At 37.7% G+C, this 18,373-nt stretch carries 12 protein-coding genes, 2 tRNA genes and 3 rRNA genes; 3 read left to right on the top strand and 14 right to left on the bottom strand.

What is annotated here, in order from left to right:
- Nucleotides 1-136: 136 nt before the first annotated feature.
- Nucleotides 137-919 (top strand): T9SS type A sorting domain-containing protein, encoded by a 783-nt coding sequence (locus MKS83_RS16880; RefSeq protein WP_240580567.1) that lies wholly within the window; start codon nucleotides 137-139, stop codon nucleotides 917-919.
- Nucleotides 920-990: 71 nt separating this feature from the next.
- On the opposite strand, the gene MKS83_RS16875 is transcribed toward MKS83_RS16880, so the two are convergent.
- The 3 genes from MKS83_RS16875 to MKS83_RS16865 are packed head-to-tail and all read right to left on the bottom strand — an operon-like array spanning nucleotide 991 to nucleotide 3,724.
- Nucleotides 991-1,737, bottom strand: a complete 747-nt coding sequence (locus MKS83_RS16875) for a hypothetical protein (RefSeq protein WP_240580566.1) — start codon at nucleotides 1,735-1,737, stop codon at nucleotides 991-993.
- Nucleotides 1,738-1,748: 11 nt separating this feature from the next.
- On the bottom strand, nucleotides 1,749-2,831 hold the full coding sequence (locus MKS83_RS16870) for a PorV/PorQ family protein (RefSeq protein WP_240580565.1): 1,083 nt from the start codon (nucleotides 2,829-2,831) through the stop codon (nucleotides 1,749-1,751).
- A 14-nt stretch (nucleotides 2,832-2,845) separates the two neighbouring features.
- Nucleotides 2,846-3,724, bottom strand: coding sequence for a DMT family transporter (locus MKS83_RS16865; RefSeq protein ID WP_240580564.1), 879 nt, complete (start codon nucleotides 3,722-3,724; stop codon nucleotides 2,846-2,848).
- Between the two features lie 345 nt (nucleotides 3,725-4,069).
- Here MKS83_RS16865 and MKS83_RS16860 point away from each other — a divergent pair, with 345 nt between their 5' ends.
- Together MKS83_RS16860 and MKS83_RS16855 are read left to right on the top strand one after the other, a co-directional pair.
- Nucleotides 4,070-5,698 carry an acyl-CoA carboxylase subunit beta gene (locus MKS83_RS16860; protein WP_240580563.1) on the top strand — a complete coding sequence of 543 codons (1,629 nt, stop codon included), beginning with the start codon at nucleotides 4,070-4,072 and terminating at the stop codon, nucleotides 5,696-5,698.
- Nucleotides 5,699-5,715: 17 nt separating this feature from the next.
- On the top strand, nucleotides 5,716-6,363 hold the full coding sequence (locus tag MKS83_RS16855; RefSeq protein WP_240580562.1) for a hypothetical protein: 648 nt from the start codon (nucleotides 5,716-5,718) through the stop codon (nucleotides 6,361-6,363).
- Between the two features lie 421 nt (nucleotides 6,364-6,784).
- Here the strand turns inward: MKS83_RS16855 and rrf are convergent.
- From rrf to bamA, 11 genes are all read right to left on the bottom strand, one after another.
- Nucleotides 6,785-6,893, bottom strand: a 5S ribosomal RNA gene (rrf, locus tag MKS83_RS16850).
- A gap of 154 nt (nucleotides 6,894-7,047) precedes the next feature.
- Nucleotides 7,048-9,801: ribosomal RNA gene (locus MKS83_RS16845) — 23S ribosomal RNA — on the bottom strand.
- Nucleotides 9,802-9,960: 159 nt separating this feature from the next.
- A tRNA-Ala gene (locus MKS83_RS16840) sits at nucleotides 9,961-10,034 on the bottom strand.
- 81 nt (nucleotides 10,035-10,115) lie between these two features.
- Nucleotides 10,116-10,189 (bottom strand) — tRNA-Ile (locus tag MKS83_RS16835).
- A 283-nt stretch (nucleotides 10,190-10,472) separates the two neighbouring features.
- Nucleotides 10,473-11,990 (bottom strand): 16S ribosomal RNA (locus MKS83_RS16830).
- Together the 16S, 23S and 5S rRNA genes with 2 tRNA genes alongside form the textbook arrangement of a ribosomal RNA operon.
- 586 nt (nucleotides 11,991-12,576) lie before the next feature.
- Complete coding sequence (locus MKS83_RS16825) at nucleotides 12,577-13,263, bottom strand: hypothetical protein (protein WP_240580561.1); 687 nt, start codon at nucleotides 13,261-13,263, stop codon at nucleotides 12,577-12,579.
- Between the two features lie 11 nt (nucleotides 13,264-13,274).
- Nucleotides 13,275-14,135, bottom strand: coding sequence for a dTDP-4-dehydrorhamnose reductase (gene rfbD / locus MKS83_RS16820; protein WP_240580560.1), 861 nt, complete (start codon nucleotides 14,133-14,135; stop codon nucleotides 13,275-13,277).
- 5 nt (nucleotides 14,136-14,140) lie between these two features.
- Nucleotides 14,141-14,626: an acyl-CoA thioesterase gene (locus MKS83_RS16815; RefSeq protein ID WP_100377843.1), complete on the bottom strand. Its 486-nt coding sequence runs from the start codon at nucleotides 14,624-14,626 to the stop codon at nucleotides 14,141-14,143.
- Nucleotides 14,627-14,695: 69 nt separating this feature from the next.
- The gene (locus tag MKS83_RS16810; protein WP_240580559.1) at nucleotides 14,696-15,199 is read right to left on the bottom strand and encodes an OmpH family outer membrane protein; all 504 of its coding nucleotides are present in this window, start codon (nucleotides 15,197-15,199) and stop codon (nucleotides 14,696-14,698) included.
- Nucleotides 15,200-15,290: 91 nt separating this feature from the next.
- Nucleotides 15,291-15,830 (bottom strand): OmpH family outer membrane protein, encoded by a 540-nt coding sequence (locus MKS83_RS16805; protein ID WP_240580558.1) that lies wholly within the window; start codon nucleotides 15,828-15,830, stop codon nucleotides 15,291-15,293.
- A gap of 4 nt (nucleotides 15,831-15,834) precedes the next feature.
- On the bottom strand, nucleotides 15,835-18,372 hold the full coding sequence (gene bamA / locus MKS83_RS16800; RefSeq protein WP_240580557.1) for an outer membrane protein assembly factor BamA: 2,538 nt from the start codon (nucleotides 18,370-18,372) through the stop codon (nucleotides 15,835-15,837).
- Nucleotide 18,373: the final 1 nt, after the last annotated feature.

The raw sequence follows: 18,373 nt of genomic DNA, 5'->3' as shown, positions 1-18,373 counted from the left end.
AAAAGAATAAACACAATTTCTATAAAAATAAATTAACAAGAACAAACAAAAATATATTATTTAATTTAAAAATATGATAATTAATGATTTTTTAATAATTTAGCTTAAACATTTAATTATTAAAATATTATTTATTATGAAAAAGAACTATTTATTTGCAAAATTGTTTGCCGGAATCATCGCCTTTACACTCACCAATCTTTTTAATGCTCAAACCTATTGTAATCCTAGCTATTCCAGTGGATGCACAAGCTGGAGAATTACTCAGGTAACCATTCCTTCTGCCAGTTTTGATAATACGTTTGCCTCTGGAACCTGTACATCTGGAAGAGACCGTACTTCTGTAACGGTAAACCTGAGCACAGGAACTTCTTATGCCATTAATGTAACAACTGTTGGATGGATTGCTTGTGGAATGGCTATTGACTTCAATAAAGACGGCGATTTTGATGATGCCGGAGAAACATTATTTTTACCTGGTTATATTGCCAGTGATACACAAACTTATTCAGGGAACTTTACCATTCCAACCTCTGTGGCTTCAGGGAATTACCGAATGAGAGTATGGAACCGATTGGCGAATTCAGCTAATGGTACCCCTGCAGATTCCCCTTGTGGAGCATATAACTATGGAACCTGGACAGATTACACCGCAAATATAGGAACATTAGCTACTTCTGAAGTAACAAAAATTTCTTCAAAAATCTATCCCAATCCTGTCTCTGATCTCTTAACTATAGAAGGTAAAAATATAATTGAATCAGTTGAAATTTATGACATGAATGGAAAGCTTCTTAAAACAGTTTCTGCAAAAAGTGAAACCGTTTCAGTTAAACTATCTGACCTGGCTCCAGGAACCTATTTTGCAAAAGTGAATGATCATAAAGCCGATCAAAAAATCAAGTTTATTAAAAAATAATTTTGATTTCATATTATAAGTAAAAAGCTCTCAAAATTGAGAGCTTTTATTTTATCATTAAATTCTTTAAGTTATTTTTTTGAAAATACTTCTTTTGAGTACTCTCCGTTAGATTGTGGGATTTCAATAATAATATTTCCATTTTCAAAATACCCTAATGTAGATTCCCCGTTTTGTAGCTTTACTCTGAAAACATCATTTTTGGTGGTAGTCTTAAAAGTTGCAAAAGGAGATGAGCTGTTTGGGCTCACCAAGATAAATTGGGAATTATCCATTTGAATTTTCTGCAGATCCATTTTACCATTGCTGAATCTAACAGCAAGATTATCTGATGAAGGGGTATTGACAGACTGAGGAGTAGATGATACTGTTGTTTCCTGAATTTTAGTTTGTACCATCGTTTGATTTGTCGGATTTGCAGGAGAAATCGACACAAAAGTCTGTTTCAAGGCATCCTGATATCCTTCTTTATATTCTTTAATACTAGAAGCTCCCTTGATAGCTTGTATTTCCTTATCATTACAGTCCTTAAACTTTACTAATACCTTATTTCTCAAAAACCCGCTATCATTAATAATATCTGCCAATACTACATTACAAGGATTATCTTTTGCTTCTGATGGCCATTGTAATTTATCTGCAGGAATCACAATATAATTTTTACTTCGTAATGTTTTTGTTAATAATTCTCCTAAGCCATAATCTTCTTTAAAAGTTTCAAACTTAGCAGGAAGAGTCACATATTTATAATCAGAAACTTTTTGTGCAAAAGCTGTTAAAGAAGTAAAGGCAAGGATGAATATTGCTGCTTTTTTCATTTTCATAAATTTTAATCATTTCTAAACTCTCCCATATCCAGCTTCAATGAGAAGAAATTGGAGTAGAAATTGGAACCTCCAATTCCTGAATTACTGATGGCATAATCCAGTGTAAGACCTCTGTATCTGATTCCTATCCCCGCACTTGGCTGAAAGGAAACTTTTCTTTTCAAGTCTTCGATATCCGTAATGGATTGAAATCTATTTACACCTAGTCGTACAAAGATCATTCTCTGGTATCCCAATTCAGCTCCTGCATAAGGAGTAATACTGGCAATATCTGAAGAAATAAGAGCGGCTGTTTTCGCAAAATCGACATTAATACCTGCTTCCGGCAAAACATACACACTGCTGTTAATTTCAAATAATTTGCTTGCTCCTACATTCAACTTAGGCATAGTAAGCTCCATTTTATCAGTGGGAGCCGGGTTGAATTCTTCACCATTCACAACTGTTGATAATTCCTTTTGATTGATGCTCCAGAAGTTGACTGTAGTGGTTGCATCTCGAAGCATTCCTCCAAACTTCCAGCCGTTATCTGCTCTGTAAATTGCTCCAACATCAAAACCGAAACCATAGCCATTAGCAAATTTTCCAACATTACGATAAACGATTTTAGCATTCACCCCTACATCTAACTTCGGATTTCCAGCCGGATGAAAAGCATAGGAAAGCAATGCTGCATAATCGGACTGAGAGAATTTGGTGATTTTATCATAATCAATATTCCCTTCGGAATCGATCATCTGAGTAGTATTTAGGATATTATCCACCCCTAATCTTACAACGGAAACTCCAAAAACACCTTCTTCCAAGACTTTTGCGTAGGCTAGGTAGTCATATTTGGCAATAGACTCAAAATATTCTGCGTGCATGGCAGCTCCCTGCCAGTCTCTTTGAATAGATAAAAGACCTGCCGGGTTCCACATCGGGGAATATACATCATCCTGATTGGAGATTACCGCTCCTCCCATTGCCAATCCTCTCGCTCCTGCTCCAATATTTAAAAACTCGTTGGAGTATTTTCTGATAATCTGAGACTGGGAAAGTCCAAAAGCGAAGGAAAATAGTATTAAAAGGTATTTTTTCATCATATTTCAGGTGATGCTTAATTAAGTTGTTTTTGTTTTTTTGCTTTTATTAAACCATTAATAATAATTGCCAATATCATTACAAATGAAGCGATATAAAAAATAGGACTCATATGCTCCGATTCTCCAAAGATAAAAAAAGCTAATATAATTCCGTAGACCGGTTCTAAATTAACTGTTAAAATTAAAGTAAAGGGTGAAATATACTTCATAAGTTTTACAGATTCTAACATAGGAAAAGCAGTAAAGACACTAGCCAACAAGCATATTAACGCAATATCTCTATAACTTATTTCGTTCATGTGAAAAATTTGCCCTGAGAACAAATAAATCACCATCAGCATAAACCATCCGCAAAAAATTTCATAAAAAATGATATTTCCTGAACTCGTCTTCCCAAACATTTTTCCATTAAAAACCGAAAATATCGTTCCGAATATGGCACATAATATTCCGTAAAAAATCCCTTCTTTATATTGGAATTCGGTTTTAAATATTAATAATATACAGGCCACAATTACCAATCCCATTATCACTTCCGAAATATCTATCTTTCTTTTAAAAATAATCGGCTCCAAAATTGAAGCAAATAATGTTGACAGTGAAAGACAGCTCAAAGCTATTGAAACATTCGACACTTTAATCGAATAAAAAAAACAATACCAGTGAAGCGCCATCGCAAAACCAATTGCAGCCAGCTGAAAAAATATTTTTTTCGAAACCTTTATACTTTCTTTCTTATAAATCCTGATAAAAGCATACAGAACAACAGCTGCGAACAGCATTCTGTAAAAAACCAGAATCTGTGCATTTGCATGAATAAGTTTTCCCAAAATTGCCGTAAATCCCCATAAAAAAACAATTAAATGCAATCTAAACAGTGCCAACTTATGCATACCCTACTTCTTTTTAATTTTAATAGGCAAATTTACAAATCGCTTTAACATATTGGGCAGATTTATTCATTTTTTACAAAAAAACCCTGAAAATTTGTTCAACTTTCAGGGCTTTCAAATAATAAACTATTAAAAAAATAAACTAGGAACTTAGAGTATTTTATAGAGAATATACCTCCAATACTCTAGTGTAAAGTTAAAAAAAATCTCAATAATATAAAAATATTTTCGTGTTAAAAGTTTCACAATTTTCTGAAAACCAATATTTTAAACACTTGTTTTAATTCAGTTTAAATTCCTTTTAAAAATAGTATCTTTAGCACTATATAAAATGAATTTATTTTTATGGACCTTGAATTCAACAAAAGAGAAGATCAAAACAGATTAAAATTATCAGAAATCAATCGCTTACTTGCCGAAATAAAAAAAGGAGGCGGTGAAAAAAGACTTCAAAAACTTCGTGATGAAGGAAAAATGACAGCAAGAGAAAGAATTGAATACCTTCTCGATAAAAATTCAGATTCAATAGAAATTGGAGCATTTGCAGGATTCGAAATGTATGAAGAGCATGGAGGATGTCCTAGTGGTGGTGTTGTAGTAGTAATAGGATATGTTTCCGGAAGACAATGTATCGTTGTTGCTAATGATGCTTCCGTAAAAGCCGGAGCCTGGTTTCCAATCACAGGAAAGAAAAACCTTAGAGCACAGGAAATCGCCATGGAAAACAGACTACCAATCATTTATTTGGTGGATTCTGCCGGTGTATATTTACCGATGCAGGATGAAATTTTCCCTGATAAAGAACATTTTGGAAGAATTTTCAGAAACAACGCCAAAATGAGTTCTATGGGAATTATCCAGATCTCAGCAGTAATGGGAAGCTGCGTTGCGGGTGGGGCGTATTTACCAATCATGAGTGATGAAGCCATGATTGTAGATAAAACGGGATCTATTTTCCTTGCAGGAAGTTATCTTGTAAAAGCTGCAATTGGTGAAAGTATTGATAACGAGACATTAGGTGGAGCAACTACACATTGCTCTATTTCCGGGGTTACTGATTATAAGGCAAAAGATGATAAAGATGCTTTGGATAGAATCAAAAATATTATGAAATCTATCGGAAGTAATGAAAAAGCAGGCTTTGACAGAATTGAAAGCTTTCCGCCAAAAGAAAATCCTGATAATATTTTCGGTATCATGCCTGTTTCCAGGGCTGAACAATATGATACTTACGAAATCATTAAATGCTTAGTGGATAACTCCGAATATGAAGAATACAAGGCTGATTATGGAAAAAGTATTGTTTGTGCTACTGCAAGAATTGACGGTTGGTCTGTAGGTATCGTTGCTAATCAGAGAAAGTTGGTTAAAAGTGGTAAAGGAGAAATGCAGTTCGGAGGGGTAATCTACTCTGATTCGGCAGATAAAGCAACTAGATTCATTGCAAACTGTAACCAAAGAAAAATTCCTTTAGTATTCTTACAGGATGTTACCGGTTTCATGGTAGGTTCTAAGTCTGAACACGGAGGTATCATTAAAGACGGAGCAAAAATGGTAAATGCCGTTTCGAATTCTGTAGTTCCTAAATTTACTATTATCACCGGGAATTCTTACGGAGCAGGAAATTATGCAATGTGCGGTAAAGCTTACGATCCGAGATTAATCGTAGCTTGGCCATGGGCAGACCTAGCGGTAATGGGTGGAGCTCAAGCCGCAAAAGTTTTAGCACAAATCCAAGAATCAACTTTAAAAAAGCAAGGAAAAGAAATTTCTGAAGAAGAGCATAACGAAATTTTGGATACGATCTCAAAAAGATATCAGAAACAAACTGAAGCAACCTATGCAGCAGCCAGACTTTGGACGGATGCCATTATCAATCCAACAGATACTAGAAAATGGATTTCTATGGGAATTGAAGCCGCTAACAATGCTCCTATTACTGAAAAATTTAATTTGGGAGTTATTCAGGTATAATTAAAAAAACAATAATCATGAAAACACAATTACTAATTTTATTGGGGCTCTTCATTTCTGGTTTATCATTCGCACAATGTACTATAACTGGAAAATCAGTACTTAAAGTACAGGATGAAGAAACCTACAGCATATCTCCCGATATAGGGCAATGCAAAGATTGTCACTTGTGGTCTAATTATGGCAAAAGTGCCACAGTAATAGGTGATAACAAAGTTAGTAGCATTAGGCTAAAAGCTAATGAAGAAGGACGTCAGTTAATTTCTATATCCGTACTTACTTCACAGGGAATGATCCAGTGCAGCAAGACAATCGAAATATTGAGTGGTAAAAATTATGATAATGCAATCAATGGAACATCAGCTGATATAAAACAAAATACCAACATCAGTAAAAATTGTGATATTGAAGTTACAGATTTTAAACAGGGTAAATTTGGTGACGGAATCGTAAACTTCTTCCCAAATATTTCCAACAATGAATATAAATATGCTTGGACAGTAAATTATTCTGACGGAAGCATTATGAAATCTACAGATAAAAATCCCCAGTTTCCCTTTGCTAAAGAAAAAAGCATAAGCATAGTAAAACTTCAGGTCTTCTCTAAGAATTGTATAAAAGATCTATCCAGATCATATGAGACTATTTTTTGGGAGCACTTTTAATTTTAAAATACTTTACTTGAATAAAAAGCCGAAGAATCTTTCTTCGGCTTTTTATTTATAGCTATTTATAATGATATAAATCTTCAATAATAAATAAGCGTTTTGCAGTTATATTTGACCATATAACAACAAGAATTCCTGCAATGAATCTCTTCTATACTAGTAGCTGTTTCCCGCTTTCACTACTCGCTTTTTTTACGCCTAGCTTTTTCCCGTCTCAATAAAAAGAGCTCAAACATGCCGTTCAATCGGGGCTAAAATCCCCCCTACTCAATTGAGATTTAGGTTATGTCTAAAAAAGCCATATTTAATGCTTTGAATGAGGTTAATATTATAAAGGTTTATGAATAACGGATAACGGTTTGTTACAGGTCTAAAAACAAAAAAGCCTCATACATATCTGTATGAGACTTTAAATAAAAACTGGCGGCGACCTACTCTCCCGCTTGTCGCAGTACCATCGGCGCTGGTGGGCTTAACTTCTGTGTTCGGAATGGGAACAGGTGAGCCCCACCGCTAAAACCACCCTAAAGGTTGTATATAAGGTTGCAGTTTGAAGGTGATAGGTTGCAGGTTTTCCTGCTACCTGATAGCTATCATCTGCTACCTGTTTTATCGGTAAATTTCATCACAAAGGCAAAACCATGATTGCACTTATAAGGCTTGTTTTAATGTAAACCAATAGGCTATAAATCTACGGGTAATTAGTACTACTCGGCTATGCTGTTACCAACTTTACACCTGTAGCCTATCAACGTTGTCATCTCCAACGACCCTTAAAAGATGTCTCATCTTGAGGCGAGTTTCGCACTTATATGCTTTCAGTGCTTATCTCTTCCAAACATAGCTACTCAGCGGTGCACCTGGCGGTACAACTGATACACCAGAGGTTTGTTCAATTCGGTCCTCTCGTACTAGAATCAAGCCCTCTCAAACATCTAACGCCCGCAATAGATAGAGACCGAACTGTCTCACGACGTTCTGAACCCAGCTCGCGTGCCACTTTAATGGGCGAACAGCCCAACCCTTGGGACCTTCTCCAGCCCCAGGATGTGACGAGCCGACATCGAGGTGCCGAACCTCCCCGTCGATGTGAGCTCTTGGGGGAGACTAGCCTGTTATCCCCGGAGTACCTTTTATCCTATGAGCGATGGCCCTTCCATACGGAACCACCGGATCACTATGTCCTGCTTTCGCACCTGATCGACTTGTTGGTCTCACAGTCAAGCACCCTTATGCCATTACACTCTACGCACGGTTACCAAGCGTGCTGAGGGTACCTTTGAAAGCCTCCGTTACTCTTTTGGAGGCGACCACCCCAGTCAAACTACCCACCACGCAATGTCCTTCTTTAAGAAGTTAGGCTCCAAGTAAGTAAAGGGTGGTATTTCAACGTCGACTCCACCAACACTAGCGTGCCGGCTTCAAAGTCTCCCACCTATCCTACACATTACTTACTCAAAGTCAATACGAAGTTATAGTAAAGGTTCACAGGGTCTTTTCGTCCCATTGCGGGTAATCGGCATCTTCACCGATACTACAATTTCACCGAGCTCGTGGCTGAGACAGTGCCCAGATCGTTACACCATTCGTGCAGGTCGGAACTTACCCGACAAGGAATTTCGCTACCTTAGGACCGTTATAGTTACGGCCGCCGTTTACTGGGGCTTCAGTCAAACGCTTCGCTTACGCTAACGCCCTTCCTTAACCTTCCAGCACCGGGCAGGTGTCAGACCCTATACAGCATCTTTCGATTTAGCAGAGTCCTGTGTTTTTGATAAACAGTCGCCTGGGCCTCTTCACTGCGGCCAACATTGCTGTTGGCGTCTCTTCTTCCGAAGTTACGAGACTATTTTGCCTAGTTCCTTAGCCACGACTCACTCGAGCACCTTAGGATTCTCTCCTCGACCACCTGTGTCGGTTTTGGTACGGGTTGCTTCACTTCGGCTTTTCTTGGATCCGATTACACTATAACAGCTTCGCCCGAAGGCTAGGCCTTGACACTTCCGTCCGTCTTCAATAGCTACATCGAACCGTCCCCTTTTTAGTGTGAGCAAGTATGGGAATATTAACCCATTGTCCATCCACTACCCCTTTCGGGTTCGCGTTAGGTCCCGACTAACCCTCAGCTGATTAGCATGGCTGAGGAAACCTTAGTCTTTCGGTGAGGGGGTTTCTCGCCCCCTTTATCGTTACTTATGCCTACATTTTCTTTTCTGTCCGCTCCACAATACCTCACGATACTGCTTCGGCGCAAACAGAATGCTCTCCTACCAGATGTATTAAATACAAATCCATAGCTTCGGTAATATGTTTATGCCCGATTATTATCCATGCCGGACCGCTCGACTAGTGAGCTGTTACGCACTCTTTAAATGAATGGCTGCTTCCAAGCCAACATCCTAGCTGTCAATGCAGTCCAACCGCGTTGCTTCAACTTAACATATATTTGGGGACCTTAGCTGTTGGTCTGGGTTCTTTCCCTCTCGGACATGGACCTTAGCACCCATGCCCTCACTGCCGCAGAACATTTATTAGCATTCGGAGTTTGTCAGGAATTGGTAGGCGGTGAAACCCCCGCATCCAATCAGTAGCTCTACCTCTAATAAACTCATTTGCGACGCTGCACCTAAATGCATTTCGGAGAGTACGAGCTATCTCCCAGTTTGATTGGCCTTTCACCCCTACCCACAGGTCATCCGAAGACTTTTCAACGTCAACCGGTTCGGTCCTCCACTTTGTGTTACCAAAGCTTCAACCTGCCCATGGGTAGATCACAAGGTTTCGCGTCTAATCCTACTAACTATGCGCCCTATTCAGACTCGCTTTCGCTCCGGCTCCGTAACTTAATTACTTAACCTCGCTAGTAAAATTAACTCGTAGGCTCATTATGCAAAAGGCACGCCGTCACCCAACTTGTGGGCTCCGACCGCTTGTAGGCGTACGGTTTCAGGTTCTATTTCACCCTTCTATTCGAAGTGCTTTTCACCTTTCCTTCACAGTACTTGTTCACTATCGGTCTTTCAGGAGTATTTAGCCTTGGAGGATGGTCCCCCCATATTCAGACAGGATTTCACGTGTCCCGCCCTACTCATTTATCATCTAAATATGCCTTTCAAATACGGGGCTATCACCCTCTATGGCTGTTCTTTCCAGAACATTCTTTTAAACATATAAAGACTTTTGGGCTAATCCGCTTTCGCTCGCCACTACTTACGGAATCTCTTCGATTTCTTTTCCTCCGGGTACTTAGATGTTTCAGTTCTCCGGGTTTGCTCCTCCTAAGAGGTAATACATCTTCAATGTATTGGGTTGCCCCATTCGGATATCTACGGATCAATTCGTGTGTGCCAATCCCCGTAGCTTTTCGCAGCTTACCACGTCCTTCGTCGCCTCTGAAAGCCTAGGCATCCGCCATACGCCCTTAACGATTTCTTTCCTATTTTTAGGTTACTCAAGCACTTATAAGTGCTCGGTTTTCTCTTTGTGATGTCTTTACCGTTAATGTCAATGATCTTATTTTTCTTTTCTTCAAACTGATGAACAATTGTTGTTTTTGGCTCCAATCGTAACTTTTAAACCAGTTTTCCAAAACTGTGGAGAATAAGGGAGTCGAACCCTTGACCTCCTGCGTGCAAGGCAGGCGCTCTAGCCAGCTGAGCTAATTCCCCCTCTAGTGCTTTTAGCTTTTGGATTATTGCTATTGACTTATTGCCATTAGCCCATCGCTATTTGCTATCCGCTTTAATTAGTAGTCTCGGGCAGGCTCGAACTGCCGACCTCTACATTATCAGTGTAGCGCTCTAACCAGCTGAGCTACGAGACTTTGTATGAGTAATGGGTGATGAGTAATAAGTAATATCCTTTTCCTCTTCTTCATTTCTCAATCTCTTTCCCTTTTACTAATTTCTAGTGGGTTATATTTTTATATATATTTATAAGTAATGGGTAATGAGTAATTTTAAACGATCCAATCACTTGGCTCTTTTTACTTTTAACTTTTTACTTTACTTATAAATCAACCAAACAAAAAACTAAAGCTTTACTTTGAAGTAAGTACATGATACATTTAAGTATCTTAATTTTGTTTTACGTCTAAAGACGCTCTAAAATGAGATGTTCCAGCCGCACCTTCCGGTACGGCTACCTTGTTACGACTTAGCCCTAGTTACCTGTTTTACCCTAGGCAGCTCCTTTTACGGTCACCGACTTCAGGTACCCCAGACTTCCATGGCTTGACGGGCGGTGTGTACAAGGCCCGGGAACGTATTCACCGCGCCATGGCTGATGCGCGATTACTAGCGATTCCAGCTTCATAGAGTCGAGTTGCAGACTCCAATCCGAACTGAGACCGGCTTTCGAGATTTGCATCACATCGCTGTGTAGCTGCCCTCTGTACCGGCCATTGTATTACGTGTGTGGCCCAAGGCGTAAGGGCCGTGATGATTTGACGTCATCCCCACCTTCCTCTCTACTTGCGTAGGCAGTCTCACTAGAGTCCCCAACTTAATGATGGCAACTAGTGACAGGGGTTGCGCTCGTTGCAGGACTTAACCTAACACCTCACGGCACGAGCTGACGACAACCATGCAGCACCTTGAAAATTGCCCGAAGGAAGGTCTATTTCTAAACCGATCAATTCCCATTTAAGCCTTGGTAAGGTTCCTCGCGTATCATCGAATTAAACCACATAATCCACCGCTTGTGCGGGCCCCCGTCAATTCCTTTGAGTTTCATTCTTGCGAACGTACTCCCCAGGTGGCTAACTTATCACTTTCGCTTAGTCTCTGAATCTTAAAAACCCAAAAACGAGTTAGCATCGTTTACGGCGTGGACTACCAGGGTATCTAATCCTGTTCGCTCCCCACGCTTTCGTCCATCAGCGTCAGTTAAGACATAGTAACCTGCCTTCGCAATTGGTGTTCTAAGTAATATCTATGCATTTCACCGCTACACTACTTATTCCAGCTACTTCTACCTTACTCAAGACCTGCAGTATCAATGGCAGTTTCACAGTTAAGCTGTGAGATTTCACCACTGACTTACAGATCCGCCTACGGACCCTTTAAACCCAATAAATCCGGATAACGCTTGCACCCTCCGTATTACCGCGGCTGCTGGCACGGAGTTAGCCGGTGCTTATTCGTATAGTACCTTCAGCTTTCCACACGTGGAAAGGTTTATCCCTATACAAAAGAAGTTTACAACCCATAGGGCCGTCGTCCTTCACGCGGGATGGCTGGATCAGGCTCTCACCCATTGTCCAATATTCCTCACTGCTGCCTCCCGTAGGAGTCTGGTCCGTGTCTCAGTACCAGTGTGGGGGATCACCCTCTCAGGCCCCCTAAAGATCATCGACTTGGTAGGCCGTTACCCTACCAACTATCTAATCTTGCGCGTGCCCATCTTTATCCACCTCAGTTTTCAATAATCAATGATGCCATCAATTATATTATGGGGTATTAATCTTCCTTTCGAAAGGCTATCCCCCTGATAAAGGCAGGTTGCACACGTGTTCCGCACCCGTACGCCGCTCTCTCTGTTCCGAAGAACAAATACCGCTCGGCTTGCATGTGTTAGGCCTCCCGCTAGCGTTCATCCTGAGCCAGGATCAAACTCTCCATTGTATGTTTGTCTTGACTCACTCAAAGTTTTTTAACGCTTTAGTTTTTCCTTACTTGGTTGTTATATTGTATGTCAATGATCTTTATTCTTTCGCTTTTCCCGAAGCAATCTCTCTGTCAGTGTCGCTCCGTATTTGCGAGCGCAAAAGTAATTATTAATTTCTTTACGACCAAATGTTTTTAAAGAAAATTTTAAAGTTTTTTTTTGTAACCTTAACCCCTCTACAAACCTTCAATCTCACTTCTGCGCTTCCCGTTTTACCGGACTGCAAAGATACAAAAAATTTTAACTCCCGCAACTTTTATTTTTAAAAAGTTTTAATCGTTTTTCCCGTATCTCCTAAAGTGATTTCATTAATAGTTATGCTTACTTAAAAGCCCTTCTGCGCTACCTACTTCCTCTCGTTTTCAGTGGGGCAAAGATAGAGATTCTTTACTATACAATCCTAATTTACTTAACATAAAATTCATTCTTAATTCACTTTTGAACTTAAACCTCTGAATCTTAGTAAGTAAAATTTTAAATTATTATTTAGAGGTGAAGAAAGAAAGAAAATTATACTCAAATAAGAAATAAAAAAAGCAAAGTTTAATTACTTTGCTTGTGTTCATTATATATTATACTCAAAAATTCTCCGTAGGATTTTTCTAGCCCTACAATATCTCCGCTTTTTAGATTTAAGCCTCCTCTTCCTGAATCATCTGATTTTATTTTCGTGGAAGACAGCTGAAAATATTGATTGCCATCACTAGATGTTGGCTTCAATTTTATAGTAGAGCCTAAAAGCTTTTTGGTAGAAATAACATATACCTCTCCCTCTTTAGGTTTTAAAACAAAAAAACTTCTGGGTGAAAGAATAAGATCTTTTTTATTAATACTTATTTTCTGCTCTTTATCTGCAGAAGCAAACAAATAAATATTCCCTGTCTGATTTAAAAGCTTATCCCTTGTAATAAAATACAAGTTAAGTCTATAATTGGAAGGATTGAAGGACTGAGTAGAGCCATCAATATTCTCAAAAGGTTTTAATGAAAAAGCGTTGGCTCCAATTTCTTTTGCTTTTTTATATATTGATGAAAATACAGCTGCATCGTCTTTTGAAAATCCCTGAACCTCTATTTCTCCCAGATACGACGCTTCTTTTATCTCATCATTTATTTTACATAAAGTCCGATCTGTATTATCATGCACCTTTTCTACTTTAGTAAGAAAAACATTTTGAGCGCTTACGATTTGAATAAGAGCAATGAAGCTTATTATAAACAGGTTTTTCATTGTAATATCTATTATTTGGAAAGAACTTCAATACAATCTTCCAAGCTGTTTTCCCAATGTTTAGGTTCTATTTTATAGACTCTTTCTATTTTATCTAAACACATGGTGCTTCTCTTCGGTCTTTTAGCCGGAGTCGGATACTGTTCTGTTGTAAGTGGATTTAGCTTAATATTTGATTTGGAAAATTCCGCAATTTTTTGAGCAAATTCAAACCAAGTGGTTTCAGGGTAATTAGAGAAGTGGAAAACACCAAATGTTTTGTTTTTAGCTTCAATAATCGCCATTATTGCTTCTGCCAAATCATTAGCATTGGTTGGCTGGCCAAACTGGTCTGCAACAATTCCCAGCTCTTCTTTTTGAGAAAATAAACTCAGCATTGTTTTCACAAAGTTTTTATTAAACTCTGAATACAACCAAGATGTTCTTAAAATGATTGTTTTTGGATTGATGTCTAAAGCTAATTCTTCCCCCTTCAGTTTCGACCGCCCATAAACCCCGATTGGATTCGTAAAATCATCTTCGGCATAATCCAGGTTTGTTTCACCATCGAAAACATAATCCGTGGAAACATGGATAAGAATGGTTTTAAATTCGGCACAGGCTTCTGCAATATTAGCAACACCTTCCGCATTTACAGCAAAAGCTTTTTCAGGTTCTTTTTCAGCGAGATCTACTGCAGTATACGCAGAAGCATTAATACAAAAGTCAGGTTTGTTATCGTAAAAAAGGCTTTGTAATTGTTCTGAATTTGTTACATCAAGGGTTTGCGAATCTGTGAAGATAAACTCGTATTTATTTTCAAAATTCTCAGCGATATGTTTTATACAGTTTCCCAGTTGACCGTTACTTCCCGTAACCAATATTTTTTTCATCTTAATTATGAATTTTTTGCGTTTTGAGATCTTAAGAATTTAACTCTGGACTGGAAATCCTTTTGTTCCAGATCCACATGATACTTGCTAAACATATCTACCAGTTCCTTAGGCTGAACTTCTGAACGTCTCGTTTTCACATTAAAATAAATTACAGAAAGCCAGAAAACTGCATAGATTGTTTTTCCATCCTCACTTTTCATCAATAATTCAACTTTCGAAGTTCTATCCTGAATTTCTATGGTTTTGCTTGTGATTACTACAACTGTATTATACTTTACCTCTTTCAAATAGGCAATTTCATTCTGAATCGTTACCCAGGTACACCCCGTTTTTTTTGTATATTCTTCGTAAGTAAAACCATAAAACTCCTCAACATGATCTTCCCTTGCATTCAGCATATAATCTAAGTATCTTACATTATTAAGATGACCAAGCGGATCACAATCTATAAAACGGATTTTAACCGTTTTTGATACTTCTTTTCCCATTGTGCAAAAATAAAAAAACCACCCCGATTAGAGGTGGTTGATTTTATAAATCTTTGTTAATTTCTACAATTATTTAAGACCTAATTCTTTTTTCACATCTGCAGTAATGTCCGGACCATTTTTGTAAATAAGAGCAGATGAATTAGCATCTAATACAAAATCAATTGTATTTGCTTTTGCTACTTTTTCAATGGCAGCATTTAATTTTGTTTCAATAGGAGCATATAAAGCATCTTGTTTAGCCTGGCTGTCTTTCATTGCTTTATCCTGCATCTGAGCAATTTCTTCCTGAATTTTTTGTAATTCTGCCTCTCTTGCTTTGTTTTCTTCAGCTGTTTTTTTAGAAGCTTCTTCAGAATATTGCTTTAATTTTGCTTGACCAGCATCTCCTTTCTTTTTAATCTCAGCTTGTTTGCTATCGATGAATGTTTTTAGATCAGCATCTGCTTTAGTTTTTTCAGGCATCGCATTAAGAACAGCCGCAACGTTTAAAGTAGCCGATTTTTGAGCTTTTGCCATACCTACAGACACAATCATCATTATTGCTGCAAATAATACACTTAATTTTTTCATAATTGGTAAATAAATAATTTAATTTTTAAGATTGCAAATTTCAATAAAAGTTAATTTCAAAACAAATTTAATTATACTTTTTAAGGAAATTCTAATTCTTTTTCTCTTTTGCTGTTGTTCCTTTTAATAAAATATCCAGGACTTTATCTGTATAATCAAACCTTTTCTGAAGGAAAATAACATTAACGTCATTACTTTTATCAAGAACTATGCCCAATCCATTTTTTTCAGACATTGTCTTAATTGCGTTCCAGATCTGATCCTGAAAAGGCTGAACAAGATTGGCTCTCAGTTTACTAATTTCTCCATTGGTACCAAAACGTAAGCTAGTCGTTGTTTTGATATTTTTATCCAAGTCCATCACTTCTTTTTCTCTAAGTTTCAACTGATCTCCTATCAATAAAACCTTTTCGTTTTCAAAAGCGGATCTTTTTTTCTCATATTCTGCCTGCAGATTTTGAAGATCAGTCTGCCAAGTATCAATCTGCGAGTTTAATCTTGCTTCTGCTTCTTTATACTGCGGAAGCTTATCTAATATAGCCTGCGTGTCAACAACACCTACCTTTTGGGCATTGGAAACACCAAAATATATTAGAAGAAAAACGGTTAAAATGGTTTTAAAGTTCTTCATATTATTATAAAGATTGGTTCATCAAGAAGTGAGTCTTCCATCCGGAAGGATCTGTAGAATTGATTGTTTTATCAAATCCATAAGCAAAGTCAAATCCGATAAGCCCGAATGCTCCCATATATACTCTTACCCCAACTCCGACTGATCTTTTTAACTGGAACGGATTATACTTACTCCAAGAGTTCCATACATTTCCTCCTTCAGCAAAAGTAAGCGCGTAGATTTTGGCTGTCTGGCTCATTGAAATCGGATATCTCAATTCTAAAGTAAATCTGTTATAAATAGTTCCTCCACCTTTCTGAGTAATATCTTCAGTGGTACCTCCGTAAGTAGATGCATTTTCATATCCTCTTAATGGAATAAGCTCTCTACCATCATATCTACCTCCGAACAGACCTGTTCCTCCTACATAATATCTTTCGAAAGGCGGTGCGCCAAGTTCTTTGTTATAACCATCCATGAATCCCATCTCGGCAGAAGATCTTAACACAAGTTTCCCTGCAATTTCATTATAAATATCCGCTTTGAATTTTACTTTATAAAATTCCATCCATTTATACTTGTCTACAGGACTCATTGTTGAATAGTCTTTGTTACTGAACAATGAATATGGTGGTGTAAACTTAGCTGTAAGTTCTACATTTGAACCTACTGTTGGGAAAATAGGATCAATACCTGCAGAGTTTCTACTTAACCCTAAATTTATACTGAAGTTATTTGCATTTCCATAGTATTCGGTAGTGTTACCAAATTCAAATGGATAGTTGCTAAACTTATATTTCTGATATTGTAAACCTGTATACAATGAGAAGTAATCATCCGGCCAGTTCAATCGTCTGTTAAGCCCTACTGAGGCAGAGAAAATATTTAATTTCTGAGAGTTGCCATACATATCACTATAGTTTACTCTAGAAGTATTCAAACTTACAGAAAGTGCAGTCGGTTTTGTTCCGAACAACCATGGCTCCGTAAATGAAATACCATAGTTCTGGAAGTACTGTCCAGCCTGTGCCTGGATAGACAATGTTTGTCCGTCTCCTTGAGGAACAGGTCTAAAGTCCTTGAATTTAAGGAAGTTCCTTAATGAGAAATTATTGAATGTTAGTCCTAATGTTCCAATGAAACTATTTCCTCCGTATCCAGCCTGTAACTGAACCTGTGAAGATCCTTTTTCAACCAATTTCCAACCGATATCAACAGTATTATCCTGTGGATTTGGCTGAATATCCTGACCTACTTGCTGAGGGTCAAAGAATGACATCCCGGCAAGATCAAAATAGGTTCTCTTGATATCTGATTTTCTGAACAGTTCCCCAGGCTTCGTTCCTAAAGCTCTAAGAATAACGTGGTCATGAGTCGTCACGTTTCCACTCCAGGTTACTTTGTTCCACGTAGCTTTTTCACCTTCGTTGATACGGATTTCAAGATTAATTTTATCTCCATCCACCGATTTTTCAACAGGAGTTACATTGGAGAATAAGTATCCGTTATTCATATAAATAGACTTGATATCAGAATCATCTTCTTTACCTCCGTCTTCTCCTACTTTCTTGTTAAATCCTACTGCATCGTAAATATCTCCTTTCTTGTATCCCAGAACTCTTTGTAAATATTCAGTTGCAAATACCGTATTTCCTGTAAAAGTAATATCTCCGATGTAGTATTGTTTACCTTCACTCAATTTTACATTGATCTCGTAATTGTTTCTTTTGTTTCTCCATACAGAGTCTGAAACAATTGCCGCGTCTCTGTATCCCAAAGAGTTATAGTAACTGATAAGACTTTGCTTATCTTCCTGATATTTATCTTCAACAAATTTTGAAGATTTTAAAATCCCACCAATTCCGAATCTTTTCTGTTTCGTTTCTTTGAAAGCTTTTTTTCTTAGCTTAGAATCGGTAACATTCTTGTTTCCTTCAAATTCAATATGATCGATTTTGACTCTTTTCCCTTTATCAACTTCAATTGTCCAGTCTACTAAAGCAGGATCACTTGCATTTACTTTATCCTTAATGGTAATTTTAGCATCTGCAAATCCTTTTTTAACGTAATCTTTCGGAATATTTGTTTTTAAACTTGAAACCAAATTCTGTGTGATTTTAGTTCCAGGCTTCAGATTATTATCTTTAGCAAGTTTCTCGTTTTTAGACTTACCAATTCCTCTTCCCGTAAATTTTACTTCGCCAAGCTCTTTTAAATCCTGCAGATAGAATTTTAAAACAATTGTTTCTCCTTCAATACTTTCAACATATACTTCCACTTCAGAAAATGATTGGGTATCCCAAAGTTTCTTTACTGCAGTACTGATTTTCTGCCCCGGAATATCTACAGATTCTCCTTTCGTTAACCCTGTAAATCTTAGAATTTGAGCGGGTGTATATTTTTTAACCCCATCAACGACGATATCCTTTAATGTATATGTCCCTGCTTGATTTTCTGCATGTACAGAAGAGTTTACTCTTGTACTATCCTGCGGTGTTACTTGTCCATAAAAATGTGCAGAAGCAGCAAACATTATGATGGGTAATAATCTAAACTTCATT

The organism is Chryseobacterium sp. Y16C, from assembly GCF_022488405.1.
GTDB classification, from domain to species: Bacteria; Bacteroidota; Bacteroidia; order Flavobacteriales; family Weeksellaceae; genus Chryseobacterium; species Chryseobacterium geocarposphaerae.
The sequence above is the reverse complement of the archived record's forward strand: the minus strand, read 5'-3'. Positions and strand labels throughout refer to the sequence as shown.